A 25,142-nucleotide genomic window follows, 5' to 3' on the forward strand; every position below is an offset into this window, starting at 1 on the left:
TCCGTGTCCGTCAGGTGACCCGCAACCGGCACAGCCGGGGCCGCTCTTCCTGGACCTGTGAGGGTGCGGGCTGTCCTCTGGGGTCAGCCGTGGAGGGGGAACGACGCCTGGAACGCGAGGCGTTCGCCGGCGCCGTCGCCGATGCGGGAGAGGACGTCGTCGAGGGCGAGGAACTCCTCCCACACGGCCCGGCCGCCGGCTTCGGCCTGCCGGGCGACGACCAGATCCTCCAGGCCGGGCACGCGCTGGTTCTTCCAGATCTTGTCGGCGAGGCTCACCAGGAGGTCCTCCACACCGATCTGCGGCTGTGTCCAGGACGCGTGTGTCGCGGCGAAGCGGGCGAGTGCCGGGCTGACGCCACGGCCGAGCAGAAGGGCCTGTCCGGCCTGCTCGTGCGCCGCTCCGGGCCCGGAGAGCTCGCCGGTGTGCACGGTCTTTCCGATGTCGTGGGTCGCGGCCCCGAACAGCACCGCGTCGCGGTCGAAGTGCAGGGCCGGGCAGTGCTCCTGCATCCAGTCGGCCAGCTGGTGGGCGACGTCGTGGACGGCTCGCAGGTGGGCTGCCAGCCGCGGCGGACTGCCCAGCTCGACCAGAAGCTCCGCGACGCTGCCCGGCAGCGCGCGCAGGGGCGGATCGACGGTGCAGCCGATCGCCCTCGACAAGGCGGTGTCCCTCATCATCACCGCGTCAGGGTACTGACCGCGGCCCGCTTTCACGCCCGTCAGGCGATGGCTGTGCCGGCGTCGCACAGCAGGGTTTCCCCGGCGGTCCGGGAGGCACCTGCCACGTCCTGGCGGGGCCGAGGCCACGGGCCGCACAAAAGTGGGTGACCTGTGAGTGCTCGAGGCCGTCTCGGGGTGCACCGGCGGCCTGCACCGGGCTCACCCGTCCGAATCCCGCCTGCCGATGACCGGCCGCACACAGCACTGAAGGGATCACTCACGGCAGTTTCCCTTGCCGGGAGAGCCACATGCCCACCAAGATCATCACTTTCGCCGCAGCCGCGTTCCTGATGCCGCCGGCGCCGCGCTGCTGCCTGCGGCTTCAGCCCAAGCGGATCCCGCCGGGCCCACGGGGCAGGCCACGCAGAACGATTTCACCCACGGGGAAGTGGCCTGCGGCGGCCGTTACAACAGCGGGCACTTCGCCGTGAGCATCAGCTCCGCCGGCCGCGACGCGGCAGCCCACTGCGGTGAGCAGATGAACCGCACCGACCCTGCCGGCGGCGGGAGCCTTGTGGCGGCCGTCGTCGACGTGTGCGAGCACTGCGCGGCGGGTGACCTCTAACTGACCCCCGGCCTGTTCCGGAGCCTGTTCAACACGTCCGAGACCACCGTCCCCGTCAGCTGGACGTACCTCACCGGCCGGCGAGTTGCAGCGGTGGTGCAGTGGCGTGCTGAGCTTTGACCGCCCGGCAGATGCCGGCGGACAGGGAAGGGACGGCCCGAACAGCTCGAACGGGGCCTTCATTTACGGGGTGCGGGTTCTCGGACACCCGGTGACGCGCGGGCCGAGTCGCGAGCAGGGGGCAGTCACTGCGTCGCGGACGGTGCGGCTGCTCGCGGGAGGACCGGGTGGAGTGGGTGCGGCTGCCCTGAGGACAGCGGATGTGCTGATGGCAGCAGGTCTGCCGGGGCTGATGACTGGTGGCGGCGGGTGCGGGGCCGGCCGGTGGCGGCCTTCGGCGGCGCGCCGCTTGCTTCTACCAGCCGCCGCGGTCGTCGGGCGTCACGACGACCACACCGTCGGCGGCGGTCACCGAGTGGGAGGAGACCTGCGCCGTGACCGGGACGACCACAGAGAGGACCGCCGCGGCGGAAACCAGCGCGAGGGAGACCGACTTCACCGCGACACCCAGGTTCTTCGTCATTGTCTTCGTTTCCTGTCCGTGAGGAGCTCAGATCCCTCTGAGCTGCGCTTCCTTGCGTCTGACAGAAAACTTAAAGACCGGCCTTTTCGGCCCGTTATCGGATCTGCTTCGCCTGGCGGAGGCGGCGATAACACCCCACCCGGCAGGCGATGACAGCCCCCTGTCTTGGGGGCCGTCCGCCCCCCTCTCCCCCGCAGGCGCACCACGGACGCACAGCGGCCGTCCTACGCGCGAGGACCATTCCCGGCGGCCTTGCGTCGTCTGCTCCTGTGCCCCGGACCCCGCCTAGCAGCCCCCCGTTACCTTCTTCGTGGCCCGCATCCTGCTCGAGGTCGGCGACGGCAGCACCTTCCCGACCGCCGACCGCCGGCCGCCTATGCCGGTCTCGCCCCTGCCACCCGGAGTTCGGGCTCATCAATCCGCGGCGAACAGCCCTCCAGACGGGGAAACAAGCAGCTCAAACGCGCATTCTTCCTCTCCGCGTTCGCCGCCCTGGGCGACCCTGCCTCCCGCGCCTACTACGACAAGAAGATCGCCCGGGGCAAGCATCACACCCAGGCCCTGCCCTGCCTCACCAGACGCCGGGCCGACGTCCTCTTCGCGATGCTCCGGGACGGAACCCTCTACGAACCCCAACCCATCCGAGCGACTTGAGACCTGCTTGCCCTCCGCCCAAGCCCATGGTCGGCTACGGCCATGAGGGACGAGAATTCCGAGCACTTGGCACTCATCCGTCGCTGGCTCGCGGGCGAAACCGTCAACAACACCGTCGGCATCAAGATCGCCAGCGGCCCCTTCAACGGACGGACCAAAATCGTCGAGCTCGACCAGTCAGGACTGCCACCCGCAGGCTTCCGAGGTCGCCCCGGTCGAACACCAGGACCCTGGAACCCCGCCGCCAAACACACTTACCTGGCAGTTCGAGCCCCCGACACCTCTGCGGGCTGGATCTACGAATACGCGGGCGTCGACACAGCGGCGGATGGCTGACGCACGCTCCGCCGCCACCGGGGGCACCCCAACAGCTTGGCCAAAGAGATGGCTGCACCCCCCGGCACGGTCTACACCGCATTGTGGTCGGGGCCGGGACCGCGTTCGTATGCCGGCCTGGGCGGCCGGCGCGGCGTCACGAGGGAGAGGGCAAGGGGGGTGCGGGGGCGCGGCACGGTTGTACGAGGTGGCGGGCGCATGCCACTGCCGCGGGACTCCTGGCGCCGGGCCGGTGCTGCGGCCCGTGCCCGATGCCGGGCGGCGCCGAGGACAGCCGGATCGTGTCTGCAGGAACCGGCCGGACGGGACGGATGGCGGCCGCCGACCGACGGTGCAGGAGGATGTGCAGCACGTCCCCCTCACACGGTTCCAGGAAGGCACGCGGCACGGGGAGATACGGCTCCCGCCGCCCTGGCCCTGTTCTCCTGACCCGGCTGAAAGGCGGGAGGGGCCTTTGCGGCTGCGGGCCCTTACGGCACAGGGCGTGTCCGGGGCGGCCGGCCTGCCGCCCGCCTGCGCATCGCTGTCCTCGGCTGCGGTGCGGCCCCGTAGCGCCGGCCGTCATGGCTACAGTGATCTTGACTGTCGGGCCGGCGTTCACCGGCTACTTGGCGACCTATCTGAACGGGCTGCGTCTTGCGCAGCGGCAGGCCGGCTCACCCGTGTCAGCCAGCAGTTGAACGGCTTCCACGGGCCGCTGTTCGCTCTGCTGGAAGCCGACAGCCGGATCTACGACACCTTTTCGGCGACGTACGCCCGCCCCGACGGCCGCGGCCCTCTCCGCCACGACACGCCGCCCACCGAGCAGGAGCTCGCGCAGTGGCGCACCTGGGCCACCACCGTCTTCATCCCCGACATCCAGGCCATGCGGGACGTGGTGGTCACCAAGGCCGACCTCCTCATCGAAGAAGAGACGCCCCGGGCGCTGCTGCGGCTGGGCGCGCATGTCTCGGGCTACGAGATCACTGCCGCGCGGTGGGCCCAGGGCGAGTATGCAGAGCATCTGCCGCTCATACCGTTCCCCGGCCGGGAACTCGCGCACGACACCCGCGGCAGGTTCACCCGTCTCAAGAGCGAGCAGGCGCAGCTGCTGGGAAACCCCGTACTGCCGTCGCGAACAGGCGGGCACGGCGTGCCGGGACCGACGGCCGCCTGACCGCCCCGGTCGCCGCAGCCGGGGCACAAGGAGGGAGTGTGCGTCACACGCCTTTCAGGACACGATCGAGTGCTGCCCGGCCGAGGGGTCCCCAGTGCGGCTTGCCGCCGGGAAGGCCCCGGTCCCCGTTGTGGCCCATGAGCATCAAGAAGAGGCTCTTCAAGGCGGCCAGCCCGCGGGCGCGCCGGATCGCCGCCCGGTCCGCGTGCGCGTAGGTGTCGAAGAACCGTGCGGCGCTGCCCGCGGGCAGCAGCACCCAGGCGGCGGCGAGGTCCCACGCCGGGTCGCCGGCGGACAGGTCGCCGAAGTCGACGATGCCGCAGAGGGTTCCGTCCGAGACGACGACGTTCGCGGGGTGGAGGTCGCCGTGCACCCACACCGGCGGGCCCTGCCACGGGCGGGCCGCAACGGCCTCGTCCCAGACGGCCCGGACACCGGCCGCGACGTCGTCGGGGGCGACCAGCCGGAAGAAGTCCTCGAAGCCGTCCGCGCAGTCCCGGGGATGCGCGCCGCGGTCCATGGCGGCCGGCGCCTCGGCGGGCGCCGGCCGATGCAGCGCCCGCAGGAACCCCGCCAGTGTGTCGGCCGCGTGGGCGCCGCGGCTGATCACGCCGTGGTCCAGCGGCTCGCCGGGAACCCACGTCATCACGGTCCAGTGTCTGGGAAAACGCTTCGACGGTTCGCCGGACCGCACCGGGACCGGCACCGGCAGCGGCAGGCGCGGGGCCAGCACGGGCAGCCACCGCCGCTCCCTCAGCTGGAGTTCCGGGGTGGGGTCCATGCGCTGCATCCGCACGGCCAGTTCGTCCCCCAGGCGCCACATCTGGTTGCCCCATCCGCCCGCCACCTCGCGGATGGCCAGCCCCGCAAGGTCTGGATGCTGCTCCCGCAGCAGGTCACGGACCAGGCCCGCAGTGATCTCGATCTCGGTGCCGGTGCCGGTCTCGGTGCGGGTGCCGGTGTCGGTGCGGGTGCCGGTGCCGGTGCCGGTGTCGGTGTCGGTCATGCGACGTCACCGTAGCGAAGCGGCCGGCGCATGCGGCTCCCGGCCTCCGGGGCGTTTCGCCGTCACCGTGCCCCGGCCGCGCAGACGAACGGGCCGGCGGCCCGGCCGCGGTTCCAGCGCGGCTCCCCGCCCCGGCCCGACCGGCCGGGGCGGGCCGGGAGGGGGCCGGTGCGCACGTGTCCGTCCCGGCCGAACACGGTTTCCCGCACTCACGGAGGTGACGACCGCGCGTGCGCCTGCTGCGGCACCGCCGGTCCGGCAAAAGGCTTCATCGAGGACGCCGGCGAGAACTCGCGCGGGTAGACGCGGTGGACCGAGGGCGCGCTGGAGCGGGGCGTCCTCGGCGGCGCCGAACGCATGGGCCGGCCCCGCCGGCAGACAGAGGCGTTCCGCTGCCCCACGTGCGGGCCCGGGACCGTTCGCCACCGGCGCGGTGCGGCCGGCCCCCGCCGCGGCCGGGCGGCACGCGGTCCGGCGCGGCCGGCACACCCCGTACCGCGGGCCCCGCGTGCCTGGTGCGTCGCCGCCCACGGTGCGTGGTGCGTGCTGCCGCCGCGCCGCACCCGGAAGGCTGGATACCGGCGCCGACGCCTCGGTACACACCCGCGGCTGCTCGCGAAGCGGCATCCGGTGCTTGAGGCTGGGCCGATGACAGAGCCTGCCCAGGAACCAGAGCAGCCGGTGCCGTTCGGTGAGGAACGTGATCCCGCCCGGGTGGTCGCGTTCAGCGATGCCGTCATCGCGATCGCCGTGACGCTGCTCGTCCTGGAGATCCGCCCGCCGCACGACACCCGCCACCTGCTGCACGGCCTCGCCGCCCTGTGGCCTTCCTATCTGGCCTACGCCATCACCTTCATGCTGATCGGCCAGGTGTGGGCCAACCACCACATCATGTTCGACCACATCCGCAGCGCCGACCGGCTGGTGCTGTTCCTCAACACCGTGCTGCTGATGAACCTTGCGTTCCTGCCGTTCACCGCGTCCGTACTGGCCGACGCGTTCCGCGACGGACACGGACAGCGCACCGCGGTCGTCCTGTACGGCCTGTCGTTCGAGTTCACACCCGTGTTGTTCAACCTCATCTGGTGGCATGCCCGTCGTGACCGGCGGCTGCTGACGCCCACGATCAGCGCCGCCGGGGTGCGGGCCATCACCCGCCGGTTCCGCCTCGCACTCGTCTGGCTCGGTGCGGCGACCCTGCTCGGGGCGCTGCTGCCGGTCCTCGGGGTGGCCGTGATCTTCGCGTTCATCCCCTACTACTGGCTCCCCATCGCGGGCGAGATCGGCAGACCGAGGCGACGTCACCACCACAGGAACCGCGGCTGACCTACGAACCGGTGACGCGCTCGCGCACCGCACAGGCCGGCGACGCCACCCGGCCTGTGCGGCGAAGCAGGACAGCGGGCCCGCACACCCGGCCGCACGAGGGATCACAGCGGACGGGTGCCCGGCGGGAATCCTGCACCGCTTCGGCCTGGGCTGGACCGGACTGGACTGGACCGGGCCGGACTGGGCCGGACTGGGCCGGACTGGGCCGGACTGGGCCGGACTGGGCGGGAGTTGGTGCGCGCGCCTGCGTCCTGGCCGAACACGGTTTCCTACACTCACCGGATGAACACCTACACATGCACCCACTGCGGCACCACCGGTCTGGTGGAGGGCTTCATCGAGGACACCGGCGAGAACTCGCGCGGCTACGCGCGCTGGATCGAGGGCGCGCTGGAGCGGGGCATCCTCGGGGGCGCCAAGCGGATGGGCCGGCCCCGCCGGCAGATAGAGGCCTTCCGCTGCCCCAAGTGCGGGCGCCTGGAACTGTTCGCCACCGGCACGGTGTAGTAGCCGGCCCTCGCCACGGCGCCGGCAGGCGGCAGAACCGCCCGCGCTGCGGCGCCGGCAGGCGGCATCAGCCCGAGCGGATCCCGCCAGGCACACGGGGCAGGCCACGCAGAACGATGTCACCGGCGGGGAATCGGCCTGCGGTAGCCGCTACAGCGGTTGCGCAGTCCGCGGTGGGCATCAGCTCCGCCGGCCGGGACGCGGCAGCCCGCTGCGGTGAGCAGCTGAGCGTCACCGGCCCCGCCGGCGGCAGGACCCTTGCGTCCACCGTCGTCGACATGTGCGCGCCGTGCGGGACAGGAGACCCCGAACTGGGCCTCTGCCTGCTCCAGTTGCTCTTCGACACGGCCGTAACCAGCGTCGCCGTCAGCTGGGCGTACGTCACCGGGCGGGAGTGTTTCCGCAAGGAGTGCAGTGGCGTGATGAGCGTTGACCGCGCGGCAGGCGGCCGCTGTCGGGGAGGGAATGGCCTGACGGGGGCCCTTTTTGCGGGGGGGGGGTGAGTTCTCGGACGCCCGGTGAAGCGTGGGCCGCGTCGCGACGGGGCGGTAGCCACTGCGTCGTGAACTGTGCGGCTGCTTGCGGGAAGGACCGGGCGGAGTCGGTGCGGCTGCCCCGGGGGGCAGCGGGTGTGCTGGTGGGAGCGGGTACGCCGGATGCGTGTGCAGGGCCCGGCGGCGGTCCTGTTCAGACCGCTTCTCTTCTTCTACCAGCCGCCGCGGTCGTCCGGCGTCACGACGACCACACCGTCGGCGGCGGTCACCGAGTGGGAGGAAGCCTGCGCCGTGGCCGGGACGACCACCGAGAGGATCGCGGCGGCGGAAACCAGCGTGAGGGAGACCGACTTCACCGCGACACCCAGGTTCTTCGTCATTGTCTTCGTTTCCTGTCCGTGAGGAGCTCAGATCCCTCTGAGCTGCGCTTCCTTGCGTCTGACAGAAAACTTAAAGACCGGCGCTTTCGGCCCGTTATCGGATCTACTTCGCCCGACGCGGGCAGTGATAACGCTCCGCCCGCCCGGCGATAACAAGGGCCCGCGACAGCGATAACACCCCTGCCCCGGGCGGCCGTCCGCTCCGTCGGCACCCGCCGCGGGCGGGCCGTGCGGCCGGCCTGCCCGCGCCGCCTCCTGCGCCCCGGACCCCCGCCACACCATCACCACCCGCCCGTGACGGAGATTCCTGTAAACGGCCGGTGCCGCTCCTCGCCTGGCTTGATCCAGTTCTCAACGGCCGGGGAGGGCCGGCAGGTATCACGCCGGCGGCAAGCCGGTGCCGCGAGGCCGGTCAGGCGCGGCCCGTGCTCGCGGCCCCGCCCAAGGCTGTACGAGGCTCTTCCGGGCGGGCTTACGCCTCTTGCGCGGGAACGGCCGGCTGACCGGCGTAGCGGGTGCGCATGGCGTCGCCGGCTGCGGGGCCTGCGGTGAAGACGTAGGCGGCGCTGTCGTCGAGCCGGCGGCCGGTTTTGGCGTCGACGACGACGGGCTCGACTTCCTCGCCGGTGTGCGCGTCGACGAGGATCATGCTGCGCTCCGTCGGCGTGAGGCGGGAGTTGCCCCACGCGGCGAGGGCGACGATCACCGGGCGCAGGGAGCGCCCGAGTTCGGTCAGGACGTACTCGTGCCGCACGGGGCTGGTCCGGTAGGGCCGGCGCTCCAGCAGGCCGTCGGCGACCAGGGTCTTCAGCCGGGTGGTGAGCATGCTGGAGGAGATGCCCAGGCTCTCCTGGAACTGGTCGAAGCGGGTGTAGCCGTCGAAGGCGTCGTGGAGGATCAGCAGTGTCCACCACTCGCCGACGTGTTCCACCGTCGTGGACAGCGGGCACTCCCGGTCCTCCAGCCTGATGCGGCTCGCCACGGCGACCATCCCCTCAGTTACTGCTAATGTCGAAGTCAGTAGCTTCTATTTTAGCAGTAGAAGCGGGGGCGGCGCCTCGTATGCCCGCGCCCGGGAACGGAGCACCACGTGACCACATCCATCAGCGAATCCCTCGACGGCCGGCGCGCTCTGGTCACCGGCGGCACCAAGGGCACCGGAGCCGCGATCGCCCGGCGGCTCGCCGAGGCCGGCGCGAGCGTGCTGGTCACTGCCCGCAGCCGCCCCGACGACGTCGAGGAGAAGACGTTCATCACCGCCGACCTGTCCACCGCCCAGGGCGCCGCCCACGTCGCCTCCGAGGTGGACGCCCGCATGGGAGGCGTCGACATCCTGGTCAACACCCTCGGCGGCTCCGAGGCACCAGCAGGAGGATTCGCCGCGCTCGGCGAGGACGACTGGGCAAGGGAGCTGAACACGAACCTACTGGCCGCCGTCCGCCTGGACCGCGCACTCCTCCCGCACATGATCGCCGCGGGCAGGGGCACGGTCGTGCACGTCACCTCGATCCAGCGCCGCCTGCCGCTGTGGAACGCCACCCTGGCCTACGCCGCCGCCAAAGCAGCCCTGACCACCTACAGCAAGGGCCTGGCCAGCCAGGTCGCCCCGCACGGCGTCCGCGTCAACACCGTCTCGCCCGGCTTCGTCCAGACCACGGCCGCCGACCACCTCGTCACCCGGATCGCCCACGACGCCGGCATCAGCCAGGAAGCGGCACTGGGCCGGCTCATGGACTCCCTGGGAGGCATCCCGCTGGGCCGCCCCAGCCGGCCCGAGGAGGTCGCCGAGCTCGTCGCCTTCCTCGTCTGCGACCGCGCCTCGGCCATCGTCGGCGCCGAACACGTCATCGACGGCGGCACCACCCCCACCGTCTGAACCCGCCACCACCATCAGGAGCGTCATGCACGACAACCAGCCCCGGACCATCACCCCGCACGACCTGCCCGAGGTGATCACCCGCTACCTCACCGCGCACCGCGTCCACGACACCGCCACCGCGCTCACGACGTTCACCGACGACGCCACAGTCACCGACGACGGCAACACCTACCGGGGAAGCGCCGCGATCGAGCGGTGGCTGGACCGATCCGCCACCGAATTCACCTACACCATCCACCTCACGAACGCCCTGCAGACCGACACGGCCCACTACATCGCCACACACCACCTCGAAGGCAACTTCCCCGGCGCCACCATCGATCTCCACTACCGGTTCACACTGCGCGACGACCTCATCGAACACCTCACCATCGAACCCTGAACCCGCACCCACACCACCTGTTCCCGCCCACGAGAAAGACCCCACCGAGACTCCGCCCGTCCCCGTCCCCGTCCCCGTCCCCGTCCCCGTCCCCGTCCTCGTGCCCCCAGCCACCTGACCAAGAGCCGGCACTCAAGGCCGGCAACCCGCAGATCAGCACTTGCACGCCTGAGAAATCAAGGCGAGCAACTCCGGGACCGTCCTCAGCACAGGGTGAGGAGATAAGTTCAAAGATCCCCATCACCCGACACCCCGCCCCACCGCACCGCACCGCGGGGCGCGGCCGGACGGCGCCGCGTCACGGTGGACGGCGCGGGAGTGCGGGGGGGGCGGAGCCGGTGCCCGCAGAGGATCGTTGGCGCCCGCCGGGGGGTGCCCGCCGGGGGGCACGGCGGGCAGGGGGCTGGGTGTTCGACCGGGTGAACCTGCAGCGGATCGGTACGCACCGGCCGCCGGACCTTTCGCGGGTGACCGGTCCCCTGCTCACCGGCCGGGTCCGTTCCTGCGGCCTGCTGCGCAGGTGCGGCCGTGAGGGGCGTCCCCGGTCCGCCGGGCGCCGCGTCCGCCGCGTACGGGCGCACCGTAAAGGCCATGGACCTGTTCGGCTCGGCCGATCCGGCCGAGACCACCTGCCGGCGGCTGATGAACCGCCGGCTCACCGTGCAGGAGTCCCGCCGCCGCCCGGCCCGCGCGATCCGCCATGGCAAACGCGGGCAGGTCCGCCGGGCGTACCGCGAGGTCTGGGAGGACTGGCGTGCCGCCCCGGTCCGGTCCTCGACGCCGTTGTGCTGTGGAACGCCCGCCGCCCCCGGCGGGCCGTCGCGCAACGGCCCGCCGGGGACCGTGGGCCAAAACGTCAAGGGCGAGGGTGTCGCCCGCTTCTGCCCGCTCGGGGACCGGCACATCGACGTCGCGGGCCGCCGCCTGTCCGACATCAGGGCCGGCGGTCCCGGTCAGGGCCTGTGCCCTTTCCGGGACCCGGGCGCTGTCGAGGCCGACGCCGACGCCGACGACGGGGGTTGGCGTCGGCCGGTGTCTGTTGCCTGAACGGAAACGGTGTTCAGGCGCCGCCTGCGGGCGCCCGGACGCCGTCACGGGCCGGTCGTCGTCCGTCGTGCGCCGGTGCTGGCGCCGTCGCCGCGCAGCGGGGGCGGGGCGGGGGCGGGCCGTCGCCGTCCGCGCAGGCCTGCAGAAGGGCCTCCGGGTCAGGGCTGCCCGTGGTAGGTGAACTCCAGGCTGTATCCGTCGGGGTCGAGGACGTTGGCCGCGTAGTACCCGGGAGCGAAGTAGGGGCGCTGCCCGGGTGCGCCGTTGTCGGTCGCGCCCGCTGCCATGGCCGCCGCGTATGCCGCGTCGACGGCCTCTGGCGAGGGGGCGGTGAAGCCGACGTGCGCGGCGTGTCCCTGGCTGTCGCCCTCGCGCAGCCAGAACGTGAAGGCCGTGCCGCTGCCGAACCCCGCGAGGTCGCCGACCCACTGCGGGGCGGTGGAGCCGTCGAAGTCGAACACGTGGCGCATGCCCAGCGGCTTCAGCGCCTGGCTGTAGAACGCGACGGAGCGTTCCCGGTCGCGCACCGTCACAAAAACATGGTCGATCATGGTCATCTCTTTCCGGAGACCGGGGACGCCGCCTGCGCAGGCGTCCAGGACTGGTGGGACTGCTGTGCCCGGGCCGTGCGGGAGGCCGGGCCGTGGCGGGCCGGCCTGCCGAAAGGCCCCTGTACTCACCCGTTGAGGAGCTGCATCTGGTCGGGGGTGTAGCGGTCGCCGGCGACGATCCCGTGCGGGGCGGCCGCATCGATGGCGGCCATCTCCTGCGCGGTGACGGTCACGGCGGCAGCGGCGCTGTTCTCGTCCAGGTAGCGGCGGCGTTTGGTGCCGGGGATGGCGACCGCGCCCTGGTGCCGGACCCAGGCCAGGGCCAGCTGGGAGGGCGTGACCTGCTTGGCCGCGGCGATCCGGCGGACCTCGTCGACCACGGCCAGGTTGCGCGGGAAGTTCTCGCCCTGGAAGCGGGGGTCGATGCGGCGGTAGTCGTCGGCGGCGAAGCCGTCCGGGCCGGTGATCGCGCCGGAGAGGAAGCCGCGCCCCAGCGGCGCGTAGGCGACCAGGCCGATCCCGAGCTCGCCGACCGTGGCCATGACCCCGTCCTGCTCGATGCCGCGCTCGAAGAGCGAGTACTCGCTCTGGACCGCGCTCAGCGGGTGGACGCGGTGGGCGCGGCGGATGGTCTGCGGGGAGGCCTCGGACAGGCCGATGTGGCGGATCTTGCCGGCGCCCACCAGCTCGCCCAGGGCGCCGACGGTCTCCTCGATCGGCACCTGCGGGTCGACCCGGTGCAGGTAGCAGAGATCGATGTAGCCGGTGTCCAGGTGGCGCAGGGAGCGGTCCACGGCGCGGCGGATGTAGGCGGGGCGCCCGTTGAGGCCGGCCACCGCACCGTCGTCGCCGATCTCGATCCCGGTCTTGGTGGCGATCACGGCCTGCTCGCGGCGGCCGGCGAGCGCCTTGCCGAGGAGCTGCTCGTTGGTGAAGGGGCCGTAGATCTCGGCCGTGTCGAACAGGGTCACGCCCCGTTCCAGGGCGCGGCCGATGGTGGCCAGCGATTCGGTCTCGTCGGTGCCGCCGTAGAAGGCGCTCATCCCCATGAGGCCGAGTCCCTGGACGGAGACGGTCAGGCCCTGGCTGCCGAGCGTGCGGAGTTCCATCAATGGTCTTCCTTTGTGCCGAGGTCACCCCGAACCATGGCAACCAACTGGATGGTTTCTATGGTGGGGCACCCCTCCGCAGGTGTCAAACCAACTGGATGGTTACTTGCTAGAGTGGCCGTATGGCCCGAGACTCCGCCGCGACCAGGGCACGCCTCCTGGACGCCGCCACCGCCGAGTTCGCCGCGCACGGCCTGGCCGGCGCCCGGGTGGACCGCATCGCCGAGGCGGCCCACGCGAACAAGCAGCGGATCTACGCCTACTTCGGCAGCAAGGAGCAGCTGTTCGACGCGGTGATCGAGCAGGTGCTGGCCGTGGGCACCCAAACCGTGCCCTTCGACGCCGAAAACCTCCCCGACGTCGCGGGACAGATCTTCGACGACCTGGTCGCCCACCCCCACCTGATGCGGCTGCTCTTCTGGAAACTGCTGGAGCGCCCCGGCGCCACCGCCCAGGAGGCCGCCGCCCACACCGCGAAGACCAAAGCCGTCGCGGCGGCCCAGGCACAGGGCCACCTCGATCCGGAACTCGGCCCGCAGGACCTGGTGGCGTTCGTGCTGGCACTGACCCAGGCCTGGTTCGGCGCCGGCGGCGGCATGAGCCCGGCCGGCGACAGCGCCCCCTGGCCGGCGCAGCGGCTGGCCCGGCACCGCGCCGCCGTCGTCCACGCCGTACGGCAGATCACCACACCACGCGGATAGCACAGGCAGCCGCTCACTCAAGCAGGCCGCCCGGACCCGCGGACGCAGCGGCCCGCCGCACAAATGCAGACCGAGCCTCGGCCGCAGGACCGACCGTGCGCGAGCGGCCGGACGGCGCGTCAACTGCCGCGGCGCGGCAAGCCCCAGAGGACCTTCGTTTTCTGGAGATCCCTCCCAAAAGGGCTCCCGGCCCCCTCGAAGCCTTCACAAAGCCATTCGCACACCGAGGTCGCTCAAGAACCCCGGGCTGCCGGCTCGAACATCCCGGTCGGACCGCAACGGCAAAGACGGCCCGGCGAAACCCGCTGCCACTGGAGCGGACCACCGCATCGCCGGCGTCCCTGGCCTCGTCCGACATGACCCGGCCACCCGCCCGGGGCCACAGCGGCTGCGGCGGCTGCGGCCCGGCTGCTGCGGGAGAGAGCTGAGCCTTGTGCCGGCCGGCCCCGCGACGGGCGGCCCCGCGGCGGGCGGCCCGGCGGGGTGACATGGGCGTTAAACCGGTGTGCTTTCCCGGAAGTTAAAGCGGGCGGCGACGATGCGGTGCATCCCCCAGGGCCGGGTGTGCCCCGGGGGACGTGCGCACCCCCTTCTCTGTCCGAGCCCCCTCTTCCGAAGGGACATCCCATGCCTCTTGTCACCTACGTGGCCGCCGACGCGAGCGAGCGCACCCTCGACCTCGCGGTGGGCACCACCGTCATGCGCGGCGCGCTCCTCCACGACGTCGACGGCATCGACGGCCAGTGCGGCGGACACGTGCAGTGCGCCACCTGCCACGTCTACGTCGGCCCCGACTCCCCCGTCGCACCGGGCGCGGCAGGCGACGACGAGGACCAGATGCTGCAGTTCACGGCGGCCGCGCGCACCGCGGACAGCCGTCTGAGCTGCCAGATCGAGGTCACCGAGACCCTCGACGGGCTGCGCGTGCGTCTGCCGGAACAGCAGCTGTGACCGGCGGCCGCAACACCGGACACAAAACCGGACGCGAGACCGGGCGGGATGCCGGGCGGGATGCCGGGCGGGTGGTGATCGTGGGGGCCGGGCAGGCCGGCTTCCAGACCGCCGCGTTCCTGCGCGAGCGCGGCCACCGGGGGCCCCTCACCCTCATCGGCGACGAGAACGTCCCCGCCTACGAACGGCCGCCGCTGTCCAAGGCCTACCTGACCGGCGAAGCCGGCGAGGAGGAACTGTGGCTGCGGCCCGACACGTTCTACACCCGCCGTGCGATCGAGCGGGTCACCGGCACCGTGACGGGCATCGACCGGCCGGCGCGCCGGGTCAGTCTCGGGGACGGCCGCGTGTACGGCTACGACCATCTGGTCCTGGCGACGGGCGCCCTGGCCCGGACGCTGGACGTGCCCGGCGCCGCACTGGACGGCGTGCACCGGCTGCGCAGCCTCGCCGACGCCGCGGCGCTCCGAGCACACCTCGCCCGGGCCCGGCAGGTGGTCGTCGTCGGCGCCGGGTTCATCGGCCTGGAGTTCGCCGCGGCGGCCCGCCGGCACGGATGCCAGGTGACAGTCCTCGAAGCGCTCGGACGGCCGCTGGCCCGTACCGTCTCGGCACCGGTCGCCGCGCACGTCACCCGCCTGCACCAGGCACACGGCACCAGCCTGCTGACCGGCCGGCACGTCGTACGCCTGCACGACGACGCCGGCGGGCACGTCACAGCGGTCGAACTGGCCTGCGGCCGGCTGCTGCCCGCGGACCTGGTCCTGACCGGCGTGGGAACCCGCGCGTCCACGAAACCGGCCCAAGCGGCCGGACTGCGCGTCGAGGACGGCGGGATCGTCACCGACTCCTGGCTGCTGACCAGCGACCCACGGATCTCCGCCGTCGGCGACTGCGCGCTCTTCCCCCACCCGCGGGCCGGAACCCGCCTGCGCATCGAGTCGGTCCAGAACGCCACCGGCCACGCCCGCCTCGTCGCCGCCCGGCTCACCGGCACCCTGCGCACCTACGACGACCTGCCCTGGCTGTGGTCCACCCAGTTCTCCACCACCGTACAGATCGCCGGACTCGGCCACCGCCACGACGACACCCTCGTCCTGGGCGAAAACCCCGACGCGTTCTCCGTCCTGCTGTTCCGCAACGGAGCACTGACCGCCGTGGAATCCGTCAACCGCCCCGCCGACCACATGGCCGCCCGCCGCCTCCTGAGCGCCGCCATCCCGCTGGGACAACACGAAGCAGCCACCCCCGGCTTCACCCTCCCCACCCACCTCACCACCCGCACCAGCCACCCCCTGCCCGCCGCCGCATGACCACACAACCACCCACACCCCCGCCCACACGGCAGAAGCCATGCCGCACCCGGGCACAGCCCCCGGCCCGTGACTCTGTTCACGAGACGAGAACCAGTTGTGGCGCACGTTCTGCGACGGGTGACGTTGTGTCATTGCCCGGCATCGAACAGCGCGATGGACGGCGGAGGCGGGGCAAGGACCGTGCGCAGGCGGTTGAGGCCGGCCCGCCACTGCTTCCACTGTGCCGGGTCGACCCAGTTCGATGCCGGCCCGTCCTCGTCGCTGATGACGCGGGCAAGGGCCTCGTCCGCGAGCACCCGAAGACCACTGGAAAATACGGGCATCGGTTTCTCAGGGCCGAAGGGTGTGTCGATGGGGTCGCCGCCCGGACACTGGGCCGCGATCAGTGCCGCGGCGGCCACCGCCTCTTCTCCTTCGGTGAGCCAGCCGACAGCATCGACGGTGCGCGCAAGGACGCCACGGATCAGCGCCTCGCGTTCCCCGGGCCCGGCGTCGTCGAGAGCGCCGGCGAAGTCCGCGGCCGTGTCATTGCCGAAAGGGCCGGTGTCCCAAGTACCCATACTCATCTCCCCCTGTCGCCGGAATCCTCGCACCAGCCACCGACATCGCGATCACCGCGAGCAGCACGCGCTCACACGGAACAGCGAAGCCCGCCCGCCCCGACTTCCCGCGCTCGAGCATCCTGATCCGCCCGACATGCCCCCGGCCGCACCTGAGCCCCGCGGCAGGGCCAAACCGGCGGTGACAGCGCCGAGACCGCGACCGGTGCCGGCGACGAGAGCACGAAGACCGGGCAGGCCCTCCTCGCCGGACAGCATCGCGCCGGCCCGGAAAGACGCTCGCCCCGGCGCCCGGAGAGCACCGGTTTCAGGCAACGGCCGCGACACTATGACCGTGGACGCGAAGGACGAGACCCGCGATCAGCCGTCGCCCCTGCCCCCAAGACCCGTTCTGCCGGACATGGCCGCAGCACGCAGCCGCGGGCCGGCTGACGCTGCCGAGGCCCGTTGGCAGTCCCTACGACTGAGCTGGCAGTGGATGCACGCAATACATCAGGCCCGCACGCCCGGGCGCCCCTATCCGGGCATCGTCGCGCTGCTGGACGCCGCCGCCGCTCAGCCACGACTGCGGCGGCTGTATCCGTTCAACAGCCACTTCACCCTGCACTTCAGCAGCTCCACCAGCTACCCCTGGGTGTGTGCCGGATCCATCGAGCCCCTGCACAACGGCCGGTTCACGGTACGCCGACACACTCCGTACACCATGACCGGCCAAACCAGAACCGCCGAAGAAGCTGTGACCCTCCTGCTCGAACTCCTGCCCACCAGCCCCGAACCCCACATCACCACCTCCGCCGACGAACACATGTGACGGCGTGCGGCCATTGAGGCATGGCAACGAGTTCAGTGCTCGCGTCGGCCGCACTCAGCTGGGTAGAGGACAGAACCCCTGAGGACATCGGAGAGTCCTTGCCCAAGGTGGAAGCACGCGGCGCCCGAGACGTCGGTCGTCAACGCGTCGATCCACATGGCGGTTGCCGCAGGCCGCTCGGAACGTGGGCTGTGCAGCTCGGCCTCGACCGGTGTTGCGAAGGGTGTTCCTTCGAGTGCGGCAAGGGCGATCAGAGTGCCGTCAGGCCGGAGTTCCGTCTCCTCGATGATCATCCGCCAGTGAAGCTCTGCCTCTGCCAGGAGTTGCTTGCCGACTTTCCCGTGGACGAGAAGAGCGCTGCGGCGGCCGCGGATGAGACGCGCTATGGCGCAGCAGAGCGGGACGTCGGTGCCGTAGGGGGTGTCCACCCGGTGGTGGCCGGCGGTCGGGAAGTAGCCCAGCGCGTCTGCCAGGAGCCCAAGGGCTGCCTCCTTGATGCGCGACCGCCGGCCATGCTCGACGAGATCCAGCAGGACCGGGGTGGCAGCGTAGGCCGCCGGAAACACCATGGCAGCGTGGCTGCAGACGAATCCCCCGCCGGAAAGCAGAGACGCGGCGTCGCCCGTCTCGTTGGCCGTGGTGGACACCGTCAGCAGTCGTAGTGCGTGAGCAACCCGTTCCGGATCGTCGCACTGATGCCACGTCGGGTTGGGTATCGTCGACCAGTCCACGGCGTCAATGAAGTCAAGGGACACCCTCGCATTCTGCCGGACTGAAGCCCTGAGCTTGGGAAACTGCGGGCACTTGGATCAATTCGGGCGTTGAACTGGGCGAACGGCCAGGATGCGGCGTGGCCGGTGGCGCTGCGGGCACCGAGGTTCCCCGCTGTTCCCCGCTCTGTCCGGTGCGCTTGTTGTGCGAAGCTGCTGCACGCGGCTGCCAGATCCGAAGCTGTTCAGATGTACACGTGCCATTCCTCCATCGGGATCGTCCCCTCCCCAACATCCCAGACCATGTCCGCCCATTCCCGGGCCACGAAGACAGGCCGGCTCAGAACGACGTCACCAACGCGCTGGCCGCGCAGAACGACTCCAAGAGCATCCGTGCCGAGGTCGCCGAACTGTGAGTACCTGATGGCTTCGTCCAGCCCTTGGGCACTCATGTGGTCGCTGAACTCCTCCTCCAGCTTGGAGGGGACTTGCCCCACCAAGCACAGATGACCCAACGTGATCTGTGGACCATGGCGCGCGCCGACAGCGACACAGGCGAGCCGTCCTGCCTCTGAAAAGTACGTGACCAATGGCCACCCGAAAAACATGGGACTGCTGAACTTGATCCAGTCACCCGCTCTTTCGACCATCGGGACGGCGTCCAGCGTGGCTGCAACTTGATCAACGACTTGGTCGCGACCCATTCCAAACCGCAGCGGTCCCACGCTGACAAGAGGCACGAACGGCCACCGCTGCCTGTCAGTCTCCACCAGCAACGCACGCTCCCTCTGACGACAGGGCCCCGACCCGTGCGGTGCCCGTTGCCGGCACCCTACCCAGCACTCCTCCAGGCCTTTGGACCTGCACGCTTTCCAACTGTGGTGGTGGCCCCTCAGCCTTTCTGCGGGGCGTTCACCTGCGTTCATGGACGGCTGACGGCCGGAATGTGTGCGCGGGCGGGTCTTCCCTGAACGAGCCTGAACGCTGCTGAATGAGACGGAAACCGAGACGGAGCCCGTGCATGACTCGGGTGACGGTTGGCTGCGGTCGGCGCTAGCGTGCGGCGGTGATCAGCAATGAGGGAGTACGCCTGGGCGCGGACGCTGCACGTCGCCTGGCACAGACAGGCCTCTACGAGTTCGAGCCGGGGCTAACGAACGCCGAGTTCGAGCGCATCGAGCGCGAGTACGGCTTCGAGTTCGCGGACGATCACCGAGCCTTCCTTGCGGCCGGTCTCCCGGTCAACGTCCCTCCCGAGGACGGACAGACCTGGGCCCGGCCCTGGCCGGAGTGGAGGGGCGGCGATCTGGACAGTTTGCGTCGACAGCTCGACTGGCCGGTTGAGGGTGTTCTGCTCGATGTTGCGCACAACGCGTTCTGGTACGAGGGATGGGGTGAGCGTCCAGCCGACGGAACGGCGGCACTGGCTACGGCGCGGCACAGTCTGGCGGAAGCGCCGGTGCTGGTGCCTGTCTACGCGCACCGATACCTGCCTGCCGGCCAGGGAAGCTTCGGGCATCCGGTGCTCTCGATGTGGCAGACCGACATCATCTATTACGGCCTGGACCTGGCCGACTACTGAACTTGAACTCGTGATGTCGGGTTTCTCGCGGGTTGACGTGCGTCAGATGTGGGCCCTGACTTGCTGCACTGGATGTCCGAGTGCGTCCCCGATGGCGGTCAGTTCCTCGTCGCTGAACCATGCGCGCTCTGGGTTCCAGATGGCGATCTCGAATCGGGCAAAGCCACAGGGCCAGTCGTACTCCAGCACGTCCAGCGAGGTCGCGGCGCCGCAGCAGGGGACCACCACGGCGAGGGTCGCGAAGCCGTCGTCGCAGTGAGCTTTGAGTACGTCAGCCCACCACTCGGTGTCGATCGACGCGCCGCATTGGGGGCAGCCGATCTTCTGCAGATTCTGGCCACAGTCGACGACGGTGAGTGCGTCGTGCCAGGTTACGTCAATCTCGCCGTCGGCGCCGTCGGGGAGCCCGGGGGCCAGGTCCTCCACGAGCGACGCAGCACGCTCAGCCGCGGCCGGCTCAGGCTGCCAGTGCGGATCGGTCGGAATGACAGAGAGGACATCGTCACTCACGGGCTCACTCGATTCGTCAGGCGAAACCTCATCCAGGCGACGCGATCTTACCGAACGTGCATTCGGGTGACAGGTTCCCCAGGCAGATCACGCCTCGAAGGCCAGGCCGGTGCCGGCGAGACAGCCGTCGAGCAGCTGGGGCCGGTACTGAATCATCTTGAGCTTGCGCTTCACGGTCCGGGTGAACTGCCCCAGGTCGGCGGCTGCGAGGTTGCCCAGCTCGTGCCTGACCATGGACCACACGCCTTCCTGCGGGTTCAGGTCCGGGGCGTAGGCAGGCAGCTGGAACACCGTGAGCCAGTCGGTGTTGGCTGCGAAGAACTCACGCAGGTCTGCGGTCGGGTGAATACGGACGTTGTCCCAGACCAGCACGATCGGACCACCGAGTTGGATCCGGGCGCGGACCAGCAGGGCACGAAAGCCTCGGGGGCCGAAACCCTTCGGCTGGTCCTTGCGCCCGCGGTATTCGCGGACCGCGTAGATCAGCCGCGATCGTTCGCCGGCCTTGTAGCAGGTCATGCCCACCATGGACACCCGTCCCGAGCCCCGGCCTCTGACTCGCACCACCGGCATCCGGCCGATCCGGCCCCAAGTCCTCGCGCGCGGCGGCGTCAGCGACTGGCCGGCCTCGTCCTCGAAGACGATCCAGCCATCGCAGGCCGCCGCGGCGCTCTTACCCGCGGCCAGACCTCCTTCTTCCACAGCTCCACCGCGTCGTCATCGCGCTCAATCGCGCGACGCGCGGGCCGCTGCCAGGACCAGTCGTGCCGCTTGAGCAGACGCCATGTGCCCTCCACCGTGTACGAGATGCGGAAGAGCCGACCAATCAGCTTCTTGACCCGCGCCAAGGTCCACCGCTGGTCAGCCCAGCCGTGTGCGAGCGGTCCACGCTCCAACTCCCGCTCCAGCCCGGCGACCTGGGCATCGCTCAGTCTCGGACGGCCGGGCGACCCCTTCGAGGCGACACCAGCCGCCCCGCCCTCACGCCACTGCCGCCGCCACCGTTCCACCGATCGTTCAGACACCCGAAGAGCATCAGCGATGGCCCTGTTCCTGTCCCCGGCTTCGAACCGAGCCACCGCATCCAGCCGTACCCGCTCCCGGGCTGCCCTCTTGGCGTCGGTCAAGCCGCCGCCCTGCGCGTACCTCACAGTGACAGCAGTACAGCGCAGCGAGCTCAACGCTCAGCCGAACGACCCGACATCACCCAATCAAGTTCAGTACATGCACCAGGAGTTCGACAAGGCGCGGGGCGAGGTCGACGAGACCTGGAACCCACGAGCGACGGCTCTCTTCTGGCGGGACCTTCTCTAACCATTCGGAGAGCTGAGGCATGCGTCGGGCGCCCTCAACTTGGGTTTCTTGGTGGCTGCTGCTGTGCTGACCTGCGGCGGGGCGGTGTCGGGGTCCTGATCGCACTCATGGCCACTCCCCACTGATACCCGTGGTTCCTCGCAGGATCTGGCACGCGAAAGGCACGACCCATTCGCCTGGAAGAACCCTGGGCGCATGGCGTGGCGACGGCCCGGTGCCGCTTCAGCCGGTTGATGCCGCACTCGATGGCGTGCCGGGCCTTGTAGTCCTCCCGATACGACAAACGTGCTGTCCGCTACGAAGCGACATTGCTGGTCGCCGCCATCCACGAATGGCTGTGACCGGCACGCCACCACGTCTCAAGCCCACACCGCCCTGACCACGGCGTGGCCCGCTGCAGCCGCCCGCCCGTAGAACCCTTGGAGGCCCCTGTGATAGTCGAGGAACTCCTGCCTGACCTGCGCCTCGTCCCAGCCGGCCCAGACGAGCTTGGCACCGGCGACGTTCCACAGCTCGTCGAAGGAGACACGTGCGAGGAAGCCTGCGGCCTGTGACACCCCAGGCGGCTCCAGAATCCACAGGGGCGGGTTGGAGGGGTCGGCATCGGCGCTGTGTGCCACGGGCCGCCCGCCGTAAATCGGCAGCCCCCAAGAGTCGTCGGCATCCGCATCGAGGACATCGGCAGCAGCGTAGAGGTCATTGACGGAGCCCCAGACCCTGTCGATCGACTCGGCGATGCCCGCTGCGTACTCGTCGGGGTGGTTCTCCCAAGCCTCCCACATGAACGCTGCAAGCCAGGTGTGGTCGTCCCGGATCTCGGATTCCGCGACGGCGCGCATGTGCATGTGGATGCTCACGGCGACGAGTCCTCCCCGTTCGGCGGCCCGCCTGCCGGGCCAAACGGAGAGAACCTACTCGACGGCACTGACAGCGCGATGCCCGTCTCTTAGGGTCCTTGCAGAATGATCCTTTTGTGGCACGGTGGAGATGTATGTGGTCCCGTGTCTTGTGGGGTGTGACGATGGCGCGGCGCAAGCCGTGGGAGGTCAGCGACGAGTTGTGGGCGGTGATCGAGCCGCTGTTGCCGAAGCATGAACGGCGCTTCCGGCACCCGGGGCGCAAGCGGATCGATGACCGCAAGACCCTGCAGGGTGTGCTGTTCGTCCTCTACACCGGCATCCAGTGGGAGTACCTGCCGCAGGAGTTGGGGTTCGGTTCCGGGCCTACCTGCTGGCGCCGGCTGGCTGAATGGCAGGAGGTCGGAGTGTGGAGGGAACTTCAGCGGGTGCTGCTGGACCGGTTGCGGGCGGCCGACCGCCTCGACTTTTCCCGCGCCACCATCGACGCCTCCCACGTGCAGGCCAAGCGGGGCCGAAGCAGCCCAAAAGTCGGTCCGAGCCCGGTTGACCGCGCACGGCCGGGCTCGAAGCATCATGTGCTGACCGAGGCGCACGGCATCCCCCTGCGGGTGTCCCTGACCGGCGGTCACCGCAACGACGTCACCCAGCTCCTGCCCCTGGTCGACAGCATTGGGACGGTGCGGGGCAAGCGGGGCCGGCCCCGGCGCAAGCCCCGCACGTTGTATGCCGACCGCGGCTACGACCACGACATCTATCGCCGCCGCCTGCGCGAGCGCGGCATCACACCGAAGATCGCCCGACGTGGCCAGCCGCACGGCTCGGGACTGGGCAAGGTCAGGTGGGTCGCCGAGTCCGCCATCGCCTGGCTCCACGGCCCCCGCCGCTTACGAATCCGCTGGGAAGTACGCGACGACATGCACGACGCCTTCCTCCAGCTCGCACACTGCATGACCCTCGCCCGCGGACATCCAGCTTGAAAGCACCCCTAAAGCAATAGGGTGCAGGCCTCATAGGGGGTGGGATGGCTTCCCTCACGCCGCCGGGGTGTTGCCCACGGCTCCGGACTGGGCAAGGTCCGCTGGGTCGTCGAACGCGCCTTCGCCTGGCTGCACCAGTTCAAAACGCCTCCGCATCCGCTACGAGCGGCGCGCTGATCTCCACCAGGGTCTGCTCGAACTCGCCTGCAGTCTCGTTTGCCTCCGCCGCTTGCGAATCTCGCGGGAACGGCGGCGCACACCTTCTATCTGATCGACCGAATTGCGTTCACGCGTTGAGGGTGTAGCGGACTTCGGTGCGGGCGACGGTGAATCCAGCCCGCTCGTACAGACTGTTTCCGCCGGTCGGGCTGTCGGCGTCTACTTCGATGCTCGCTCGGTCGAAGCCGTCGTCCTGTGCGGAGCGCAGCACCTGGTGGATGAGTGCGCTGGCGACGCCTCGCTTGCGGTATGCGCGACGGGTCGCGAGGGTCATGACGTGCGCGTCACGGACGCCGGTCGCCTCGGTGTCCGCGTCCCAGGAAAAGGTCAGCAGCATGCCGACAGCGGTGCCGCTATCCGCATCGCGCAGCAGGAAGCTGAGGCCAGGACAGAAAGCCGGCCAGCCAAGCAACGCGCGCCACTGCTCCTCCGACGTCGGGACCCCGGCCCAGCGGTCGAGGAAGGCCTCGTTCCTGACGGCGAAGAACTCGGCGTCGTTGTCGGCAGAATAGCCCTCGAAGACGAGGCCGTCGGGCGTCGGCACGTCGACGACGGCGGCTCCCAGCGGATGCCGCAAGTGCGAGTACCAGCGCACGGGCGTCATGCCTGCGGCCTGGTAGCAGGCGAGCGCGCTGTCGTTGCGCGCGTTGTTCTGGACATCGACGGCAAGCGGCAGGCCGGGGTGATGGATCGCATGCAGCGCCTTCGCACTCGCGATCCCGGCGGACAGCAGCTCTGCACCGAGTCCTCGGCGCCGATAGTCAGGGTGCACGCCTCCGCTAACAATCACCCGGTGCACCCCTTCGGCGAGCGGCCTGTGCGCGGCGGAGGAGTAGCCGACCATGGTGTCGCCGTCGAAGACGCCGACCGTGCCGCGGTCGAGGTCGAGCAGAGGGGCGTTAATCTGGTCGGCAGCATCATCCTCGGAGTAGTACTCACCGAAAGTGTCGACTGCCTCGATTGCGTTGAGCAGCTCGGCCAGCGCGGCGGCGTCGGTCGGGGCGATCGGACGGCGGGTGAGACTTGCGAGGTCAACGGTCATGGGCCGACCCTAGGCATCACCGGATCATGATGTCATTCCGGTTTCTGTCACCGCCGCCTGCGCATCTCATTCTGAAACGATCCCTTTAACGCCGGGATGCCCGACGGACGCCCTCCGACACCCGAGCGCCGCGTGTCGTCGAGATCGAGCACTGCGGACAGGTACACATTCGGCCGTACGGCCCCGATATCCGCGGCGATGAGGGCTCGGCCCGGGAACCTCGTCAAACGCCACCTGAAGGCTTCTGGGACGTCTTTGGCGGGCAGCTCCACCATGGCAAGACAGACCCATCGGCCGTAGTTGGTGAGGTAGACGCGAACCAATGCCCCGCATTCGGTGCACACCGGTGGCTCGATCCATGTCACGTCGTCGGGGCCTGGATCCGGTCCGGGTGCGGCTGTGGCCCCATCGGCTTCGGCCATCGCGTCGGCGCAGGTGTTCCAGCACCTCTCGCAGTAGCTCGCCATGAAGCCGAACCGGCCGCGCTCACGCACGGCATGGCTGGTCTCCCCGCAGCGATGGCACGCCAACTGGTTACGATCCCGAATCGCCACCATACGTTCGAGTGTGAGCGAATCTGACTAGATCCCAGTAGGTCGCGATTTGGCCTCATTCGACGATCAGGGTCACAGGTGGTCATCCGCGTGCGGGGATGGGCTCGTCCCGAGCCGGCGCCCTGAGGTGTCACCCCTCGAAGGGAACTGGGCTCGCCGGCCTCTGAGTCGATCTACGGGGAACTGAACGGCCCCGTTCCGGCGGACCGATTCCACTACCGCTCAGCGACGCTGTGACCTCGGGTCTGCTGCACGATCGGGTGACATCTGAACTGGCTTGCCCTGTGGGGCGGGTGGGAAGGATGTCGCTGTGCCCAAGCCTTATCCCGAAGAGT

The 25,142-nt window shown here is 70.2% G+C and carries 29 protein-coding genes and 2 pseudogenes; 16 read left to right on the forward strand and 15 right to left on the reverse strand.

The genetic code is table 11. From position 1 onward, the window contains the following. Window positions 1-83: 83 nt before the first annotated feature. Complete coding sequence (locus tag ACWCQK_RS36240; protein WP_451162575.1) at window positions 84-677, reverse strand: HD domain-containing protein; 594 nt, start codon at window positions 675-677, stop codon at window positions 84-86. 472 nt (window positions 678-1,149) lie between these two features. Here ACWCQK_RS36240 and ACWCQK_RS36245 point away from each other — a divergent pair, with 472 nt between their 5' ends. Then, complete coding sequence (locus ACWCQK_RS36245) at window positions 1,150-1,287, forward strand: hypothetical protein (protein WP_451162520.1); 138 nt, start codon at window positions 1,150-1,152, stop codon at window positions 1,285-1,287. A gap of 415 nt (window positions 1,288-1,702) precedes the next feature. On the opposite strand, the gene ACWCQK_RS36250 is transcribed toward ACWCQK_RS36245, so the two are convergent. Beyond that, complete coding sequence (locus tag ACWCQK_RS36250) at window positions 1,703-1,870, reverse strand: hypothetical protein (RefSeq protein ID WP_451162522.1); 168 nt, start codon at window positions 1,868-1,870, stop codon at window positions 1,703-1,705. A 369-nt stretch (window positions 1,871-2,239) separates the two neighbouring features. On the opposite strand from ACWCQK_RS36250, the pseudogene ACWCQK_RS36255 reads away from it, so the two are divergent. The 3 genes and pseudogenes from ACWCQK_RS36255 to ACWCQK_RS36265 all read left to right on the forward strand — a co-directional run. Beyond that, window positions 2,240-2,524: pseudogene (locus tag ACWCQK_RS36255) on the forward strand (transposase); the annotation flags it as partial. 42 nt (window positions 2,525-2,566) lie between these two features. Beyond that, window positions 2,567-2,860 carry a hypothetical protein gene (locus ACWCQK_RS36260; protein ID WP_451162524.1) on the forward strand — a complete coding sequence of 98 codons (294 nt, stop codon included), beginning with the start codon at window positions 2,567-2,569 and terminating at the stop codon, window positions 2,858-2,860. A gap of 676 nt (window positions 2,861-3,536) precedes the next feature. Continuing rightward, window positions 3,537-4,016, forward strand: coding sequence for a hypothetical protein (locus ACWCQK_RS36265; RefSeq protein ID WP_451162526.1), 480 nt, complete (start codon window positions 3,537-3,539; stop codon window positions 4,014-4,016). Window positions 4,017-4,059: 43 nt separating this feature from the next. Here the strand turns inward: ACWCQK_RS36265 and ACWCQK_RS36270 are convergent, their stop codons facing one another. Continuing rightward, window positions 4,060-5,022 carry a phosphotransferase gene (locus ACWCQK_RS36270; RefSeq protein WP_451162528.1) on the reverse strand — a complete coding sequence of 321 codons (963 nt, stop codon included), beginning with the start codon at window positions 5,020-5,022 and terminating at the stop codon, window positions 4,060-4,062. Between the two features lie 648 nt (window positions 5,023-5,670). Here ACWCQK_RS36270 and ACWCQK_RS36275 point away from each other — a divergent pair. Then, on the forward strand, window positions 5,671-6,348 hold the full coding sequence (locus ACWCQK_RS36275; RefSeq protein WP_451162529.1) for a TMEM175 family protein: 678 nt from the start codon (window positions 5,671-5,673) through the stop codon (window positions 6,346-6,348). Between the two features lie 285 nt (window positions 6,349-6,633). Beyond that, on the forward strand, window positions 6,634-6,858 hold the full coding sequence (locus tag ACWCQK_RS36280; protein WP_451162531.1) for a hypothetical protein: 225 nt from the start codon (window positions 6,634-6,636) through the stop codon (window positions 6,856-6,858). Between the two features lie 706 nt (window positions 6,859-7,564). Here the strand turns inward: ACWCQK_RS36280 and ACWCQK_RS36285 are convergent. Both ACWCQK_RS36285 and ACWCQK_RS36290 read right to left on the reverse strand, forming a co-directional pair. Continuing rightward, window positions 7,565-7,732 carry a hypothetical protein gene (locus ACWCQK_RS36285; RefSeq protein ID WP_451162533.1) on the reverse strand — a complete coding sequence of 56 codons (168 nt, stop codon included), beginning with the start codon at window positions 7,730-7,732 and terminating at the stop codon, window positions 7,565-7,567. 472 nt (window positions 7,733-8,204) lie between these two features. Next, complete coding sequence (locus tag ACWCQK_RS36290) at window positions 8,205-8,723, reverse strand: winged helix-turn-helix transcriptional regulator (protein ID WP_451162535.1); 519 nt, start codon at window positions 8,721-8,723, stop codon at window positions 8,205-8,207. Between the two features lie 99 nt (window positions 8,724-8,822). On the opposite strand from ACWCQK_RS36290, the gene ACWCQK_RS36295 reads away from it, so the two are divergent. From ACWCQK_RS36295 to ACWCQK_RS36305, 3 genes are all read left to right on the forward strand, one after another. Continuing rightward, the gene (locus ACWCQK_RS36295) at window positions 8,823-9,608 is read left to right on the forward strand and encodes an SDR family oxidoreductase (RefSeq protein WP_451162537.1); all 786 of its coding nucleotides are present in this window, start codon (window positions 8,823-8,825) and stop codon (window positions 9,606-9,608) included. Window positions 9,609-9,633: 25 nt separating this feature from the next. Further along, on the forward strand, window positions 9,634-9,993 hold the full coding sequence (locus ACWCQK_RS36300; RefSeq protein WP_451162539.1) for a nuclear transport factor 2 family protein: 360 nt from the start codon (window positions 9,634-9,636) through the stop codon (window positions 9,991-9,993). Window positions 9,994-10,584: 591 nt separating this feature from the next. Continuing rightward, window positions 10,585-11,040 (forward strand): hypothetical protein, encoded by a 456-nt coding sequence (locus tag ACWCQK_RS36305; protein WP_451162541.1) that lies wholly within the window; start codon window positions 10,585-10,587, stop codon window positions 11,038-11,040. A gap of 158 nt (window positions 11,041-11,198) precedes the next feature. On the opposite strand, the gene ACWCQK_RS36310 is transcribed toward ACWCQK_RS36305, so the two are convergent. Together ACWCQK_RS36310 and ACWCQK_RS36315 are read right to left on the reverse strand one after the other, a co-directional pair. Next, on the reverse strand, window positions 11,199-11,591 hold the full coding sequence (locus ACWCQK_RS36310; protein ID WP_451162543.1) for a VOC family protein: 393 nt from the start codon (window positions 11,589-11,591) through the stop codon (window positions 11,199-11,201). Window positions 11,592-11,716: 125 nt separating this feature from the next. Then, window positions 11,717-12,700: an aldo/keto reductase gene (locus ACWCQK_RS36315; RefSeq protein WP_451162545.1), complete on the reverse strand. Its 984-nt coding sequence runs from the start codon at window positions 12,698-12,700 to the stop codon at window positions 11,717-11,719. 122 nt (window positions 12,701-12,822) lie between these two features. On the opposite strand from ACWCQK_RS36315, the gene ACWCQK_RS36320 reads away from it, so the two are divergent. From ACWCQK_RS36320 to ACWCQK_RS36330, 3 genes are all read left to right on the forward strand, one after another. Further along, window positions 12,823-13,401 carry a TetR/AcrR family transcriptional regulator gene (locus tag ACWCQK_RS36320; RefSeq protein WP_451162547.1) on the forward strand — a complete coding sequence of 193 codons (579 nt, stop codon included), beginning with the start codon at window positions 12,823-12,825 and terminating at the stop codon, window positions 13,399-13,401. Window positions 13,402-14,028: 627 nt separating this feature from the next. Continuing rightward, window positions 14,029-14,352 carry a 2Fe-2S iron-sulfur cluster-binding protein gene (locus ACWCQK_RS36325; RefSeq protein WP_451162549.1) on the forward strand — a complete coding sequence of 108 codons (324 nt, stop codon included), beginning with the start codon at window positions 14,029-14,031 and terminating at the stop codon, window positions 14,350-14,352. A 71-nt stretch (window positions 14,353-14,423) separates the two neighbouring features. Continuing rightward, window positions 14,424-15,665 (forward strand): NAD(P)/FAD-dependent oxidoreductase, encoded by a 1,242-nt coding sequence (locus ACWCQK_RS36330; RefSeq protein ID WP_451162551.1) that lies wholly within the window; start codon window positions 14,424-14,426, stop codon window positions 15,663-15,665. Window positions 15,666-15,796: 131 nt separating this feature from the next. On the opposite strand, the gene ACWCQK_RS36335 is transcribed toward ACWCQK_RS36330, so the two are convergent. Beyond that, window positions 15,797-16,228 (reverse strand): DUF4259 domain-containing protein, encoded by a 432-nt coding sequence (locus tag ACWCQK_RS36335; RefSeq protein ID WP_451162552.1) that lies wholly within the window; start codon window positions 16,226-16,228, stop codon window positions 15,797-15,799. Between the two features lie 400 nt (window positions 16,229-16,628). Here ACWCQK_RS36335 and ACWCQK_RS36340 point away from each other — a divergent pair, with 400 nt between their 5' ends. Beyond that, window positions 16,629-17,039: a DUF6193 family natural product biosynthesis protein gene (locus ACWCQK_RS36340; protein WP_451162577.1), complete on the forward strand. Its 411-nt coding sequence runs from the start codon at window positions 16,629-16,631 to the stop codon at window positions 17,037-17,039. Window positions 17,040-17,071: 32 nt separating this feature from the next. Here the strand turns inward: ACWCQK_RS36340 and ACWCQK_RS36345 are convergent, their stop codons facing one another. Both ACWCQK_RS36345 and ACWCQK_RS36350 read right to left on the reverse strand, forming a co-directional pair. Next, entirely contained in the window at window positions 17,072-17,794 is a 723-nt protein-coding gene (locus ACWCQK_RS36345; RefSeq protein WP_451162554.1) for a hypothetical protein, read from the reverse strand. A 200-nt stretch (window positions 17,795-17,994) separates the two neighbouring features. Beyond that, window positions 17,995-18,525 (reverse strand): hypothetical protein, encoded by a 531-nt coding sequence (locus tag ACWCQK_RS36350; RefSeq protein WP_451162556.1) that lies wholly within the window; start codon window positions 18,523-18,525, stop codon window positions 17,995-17,997. Window positions 18,526-18,815: 290 nt separating this feature from the next. Between ACWCQK_RS36350 and ACWCQK_RS36355 the strand changes: the two genes are divergently transcribed. After that, window positions 18,816-19,331 carry a hypothetical protein gene (locus tag ACWCQK_RS36355; RefSeq protein WP_451162558.1) on the forward strand — a complete coding sequence of 172 codons (516 nt, stop codon included), beginning with the start codon at window positions 18,816-18,818 and terminating at the stop codon, window positions 19,329-19,331. A 42-nt stretch (window positions 19,332-19,373) separates the two neighbouring features. Here ACWCQK_RS36355 and ACWCQK_RS36360 read toward each other — a convergent pair whose 3' ends face one another. From ACWCQK_RS36360 to ACWCQK_RS36370, 3 genes are all read right to left on the reverse strand, one after another. Next, window positions 19,374-19,841: a hypothetical protein gene (locus ACWCQK_RS36360; protein WP_451162560.1), complete on the reverse strand. Its 468-nt coding sequence runs from the start codon at window positions 19,839-19,841 to the stop codon at window positions 19,374-19,376. A gap of 87 nt (window positions 19,842-19,928) precedes the next feature. After that, window positions 19,929-20,992, reverse strand: a protein-coding gene (locus ACWCQK_RS36365; protein ID WP_451162562.1) for an IS630 family transposase whose coding sequence is annotated in 2 segments (ribosomal slippage) — window positions 19,929-20,545 and window positions 20,545-20,992 — 1,065 coding nt in all. Because the reading frame shifts where the segments join, the coding sequence is not laid out codon by codon here. Between the two features lie 522 nt (window positions 20,993-21,514). Then, window positions 21,515-22,012 carry a DUF1877 family protein gene (locus ACWCQK_RS36370; RefSeq protein WP_451162564.1) on the reverse strand — a complete coding sequence of 166 codons (498 nt, stop codon included), beginning with the start codon at window positions 22,010-22,012 and terminating at the stop codon, window positions 21,515-21,517. A gap of 164 nt (window positions 22,013-22,176) precedes the next feature. Here ACWCQK_RS36370 and ACWCQK_RS36375 point away from each other — a divergent pair, with 164 nt between their 5' ends. Together ACWCQK_RS36375 and ACWCQK_RS36380 are read left to right on the forward strand one after the other, a co-directional pair. Next, window positions 22,177-22,992 (forward strand): IS5 family transposase, encoded by an 816-nt coding sequence (locus tag ACWCQK_RS36375; RefSeq protein WP_451162566.1) that lies wholly within the window; start codon window positions 22,177-22,179, stop codon window positions 22,990-22,992. A 60-nt stretch (window positions 22,993-23,052) separates the two neighbouring features. Continuing rightward, window positions 23,053-23,263, forward strand: a pseudogene (locus ACWCQK_RS36380) (transposase); the annotation flags it as partial. Between the two features lie 15 nt (window positions 23,264-23,278). Here ACWCQK_RS36380 and ACWCQK_RS36385 read toward each other — a convergent pair. Both ACWCQK_RS36385 and ACWCQK_RS36390 read right to left on the reverse strand, forming a co-directional pair. Beyond that, window positions 23,279-24,253 carry a GNAT family N-acetyltransferase gene (locus ACWCQK_RS36385; protein WP_451162568.1) on the reverse strand — a complete coding sequence of 325 codons (975 nt, stop codon included), beginning with the start codon at window positions 24,251-24,253 and terminating at the stop codon, window positions 23,279-23,281. A gap of 47 nt (window positions 24,254-24,300) precedes the next feature. Continuing rightward, complete coding sequence (locus tag ACWCQK_RS36390; RefSeq protein ID WP_451162571.1) at window positions 24,301-24,810, reverse strand: DUF6083 domain-containing protein; 510 nt, start codon at window positions 24,808-24,810, stop codon at window positions 24,301-24,303. Window positions 24,811-25,142 lie beyond the last annotated feature (332 nt).

The organism is Streptomyces sp. NPDC002306, assembly GCF_053593435.1.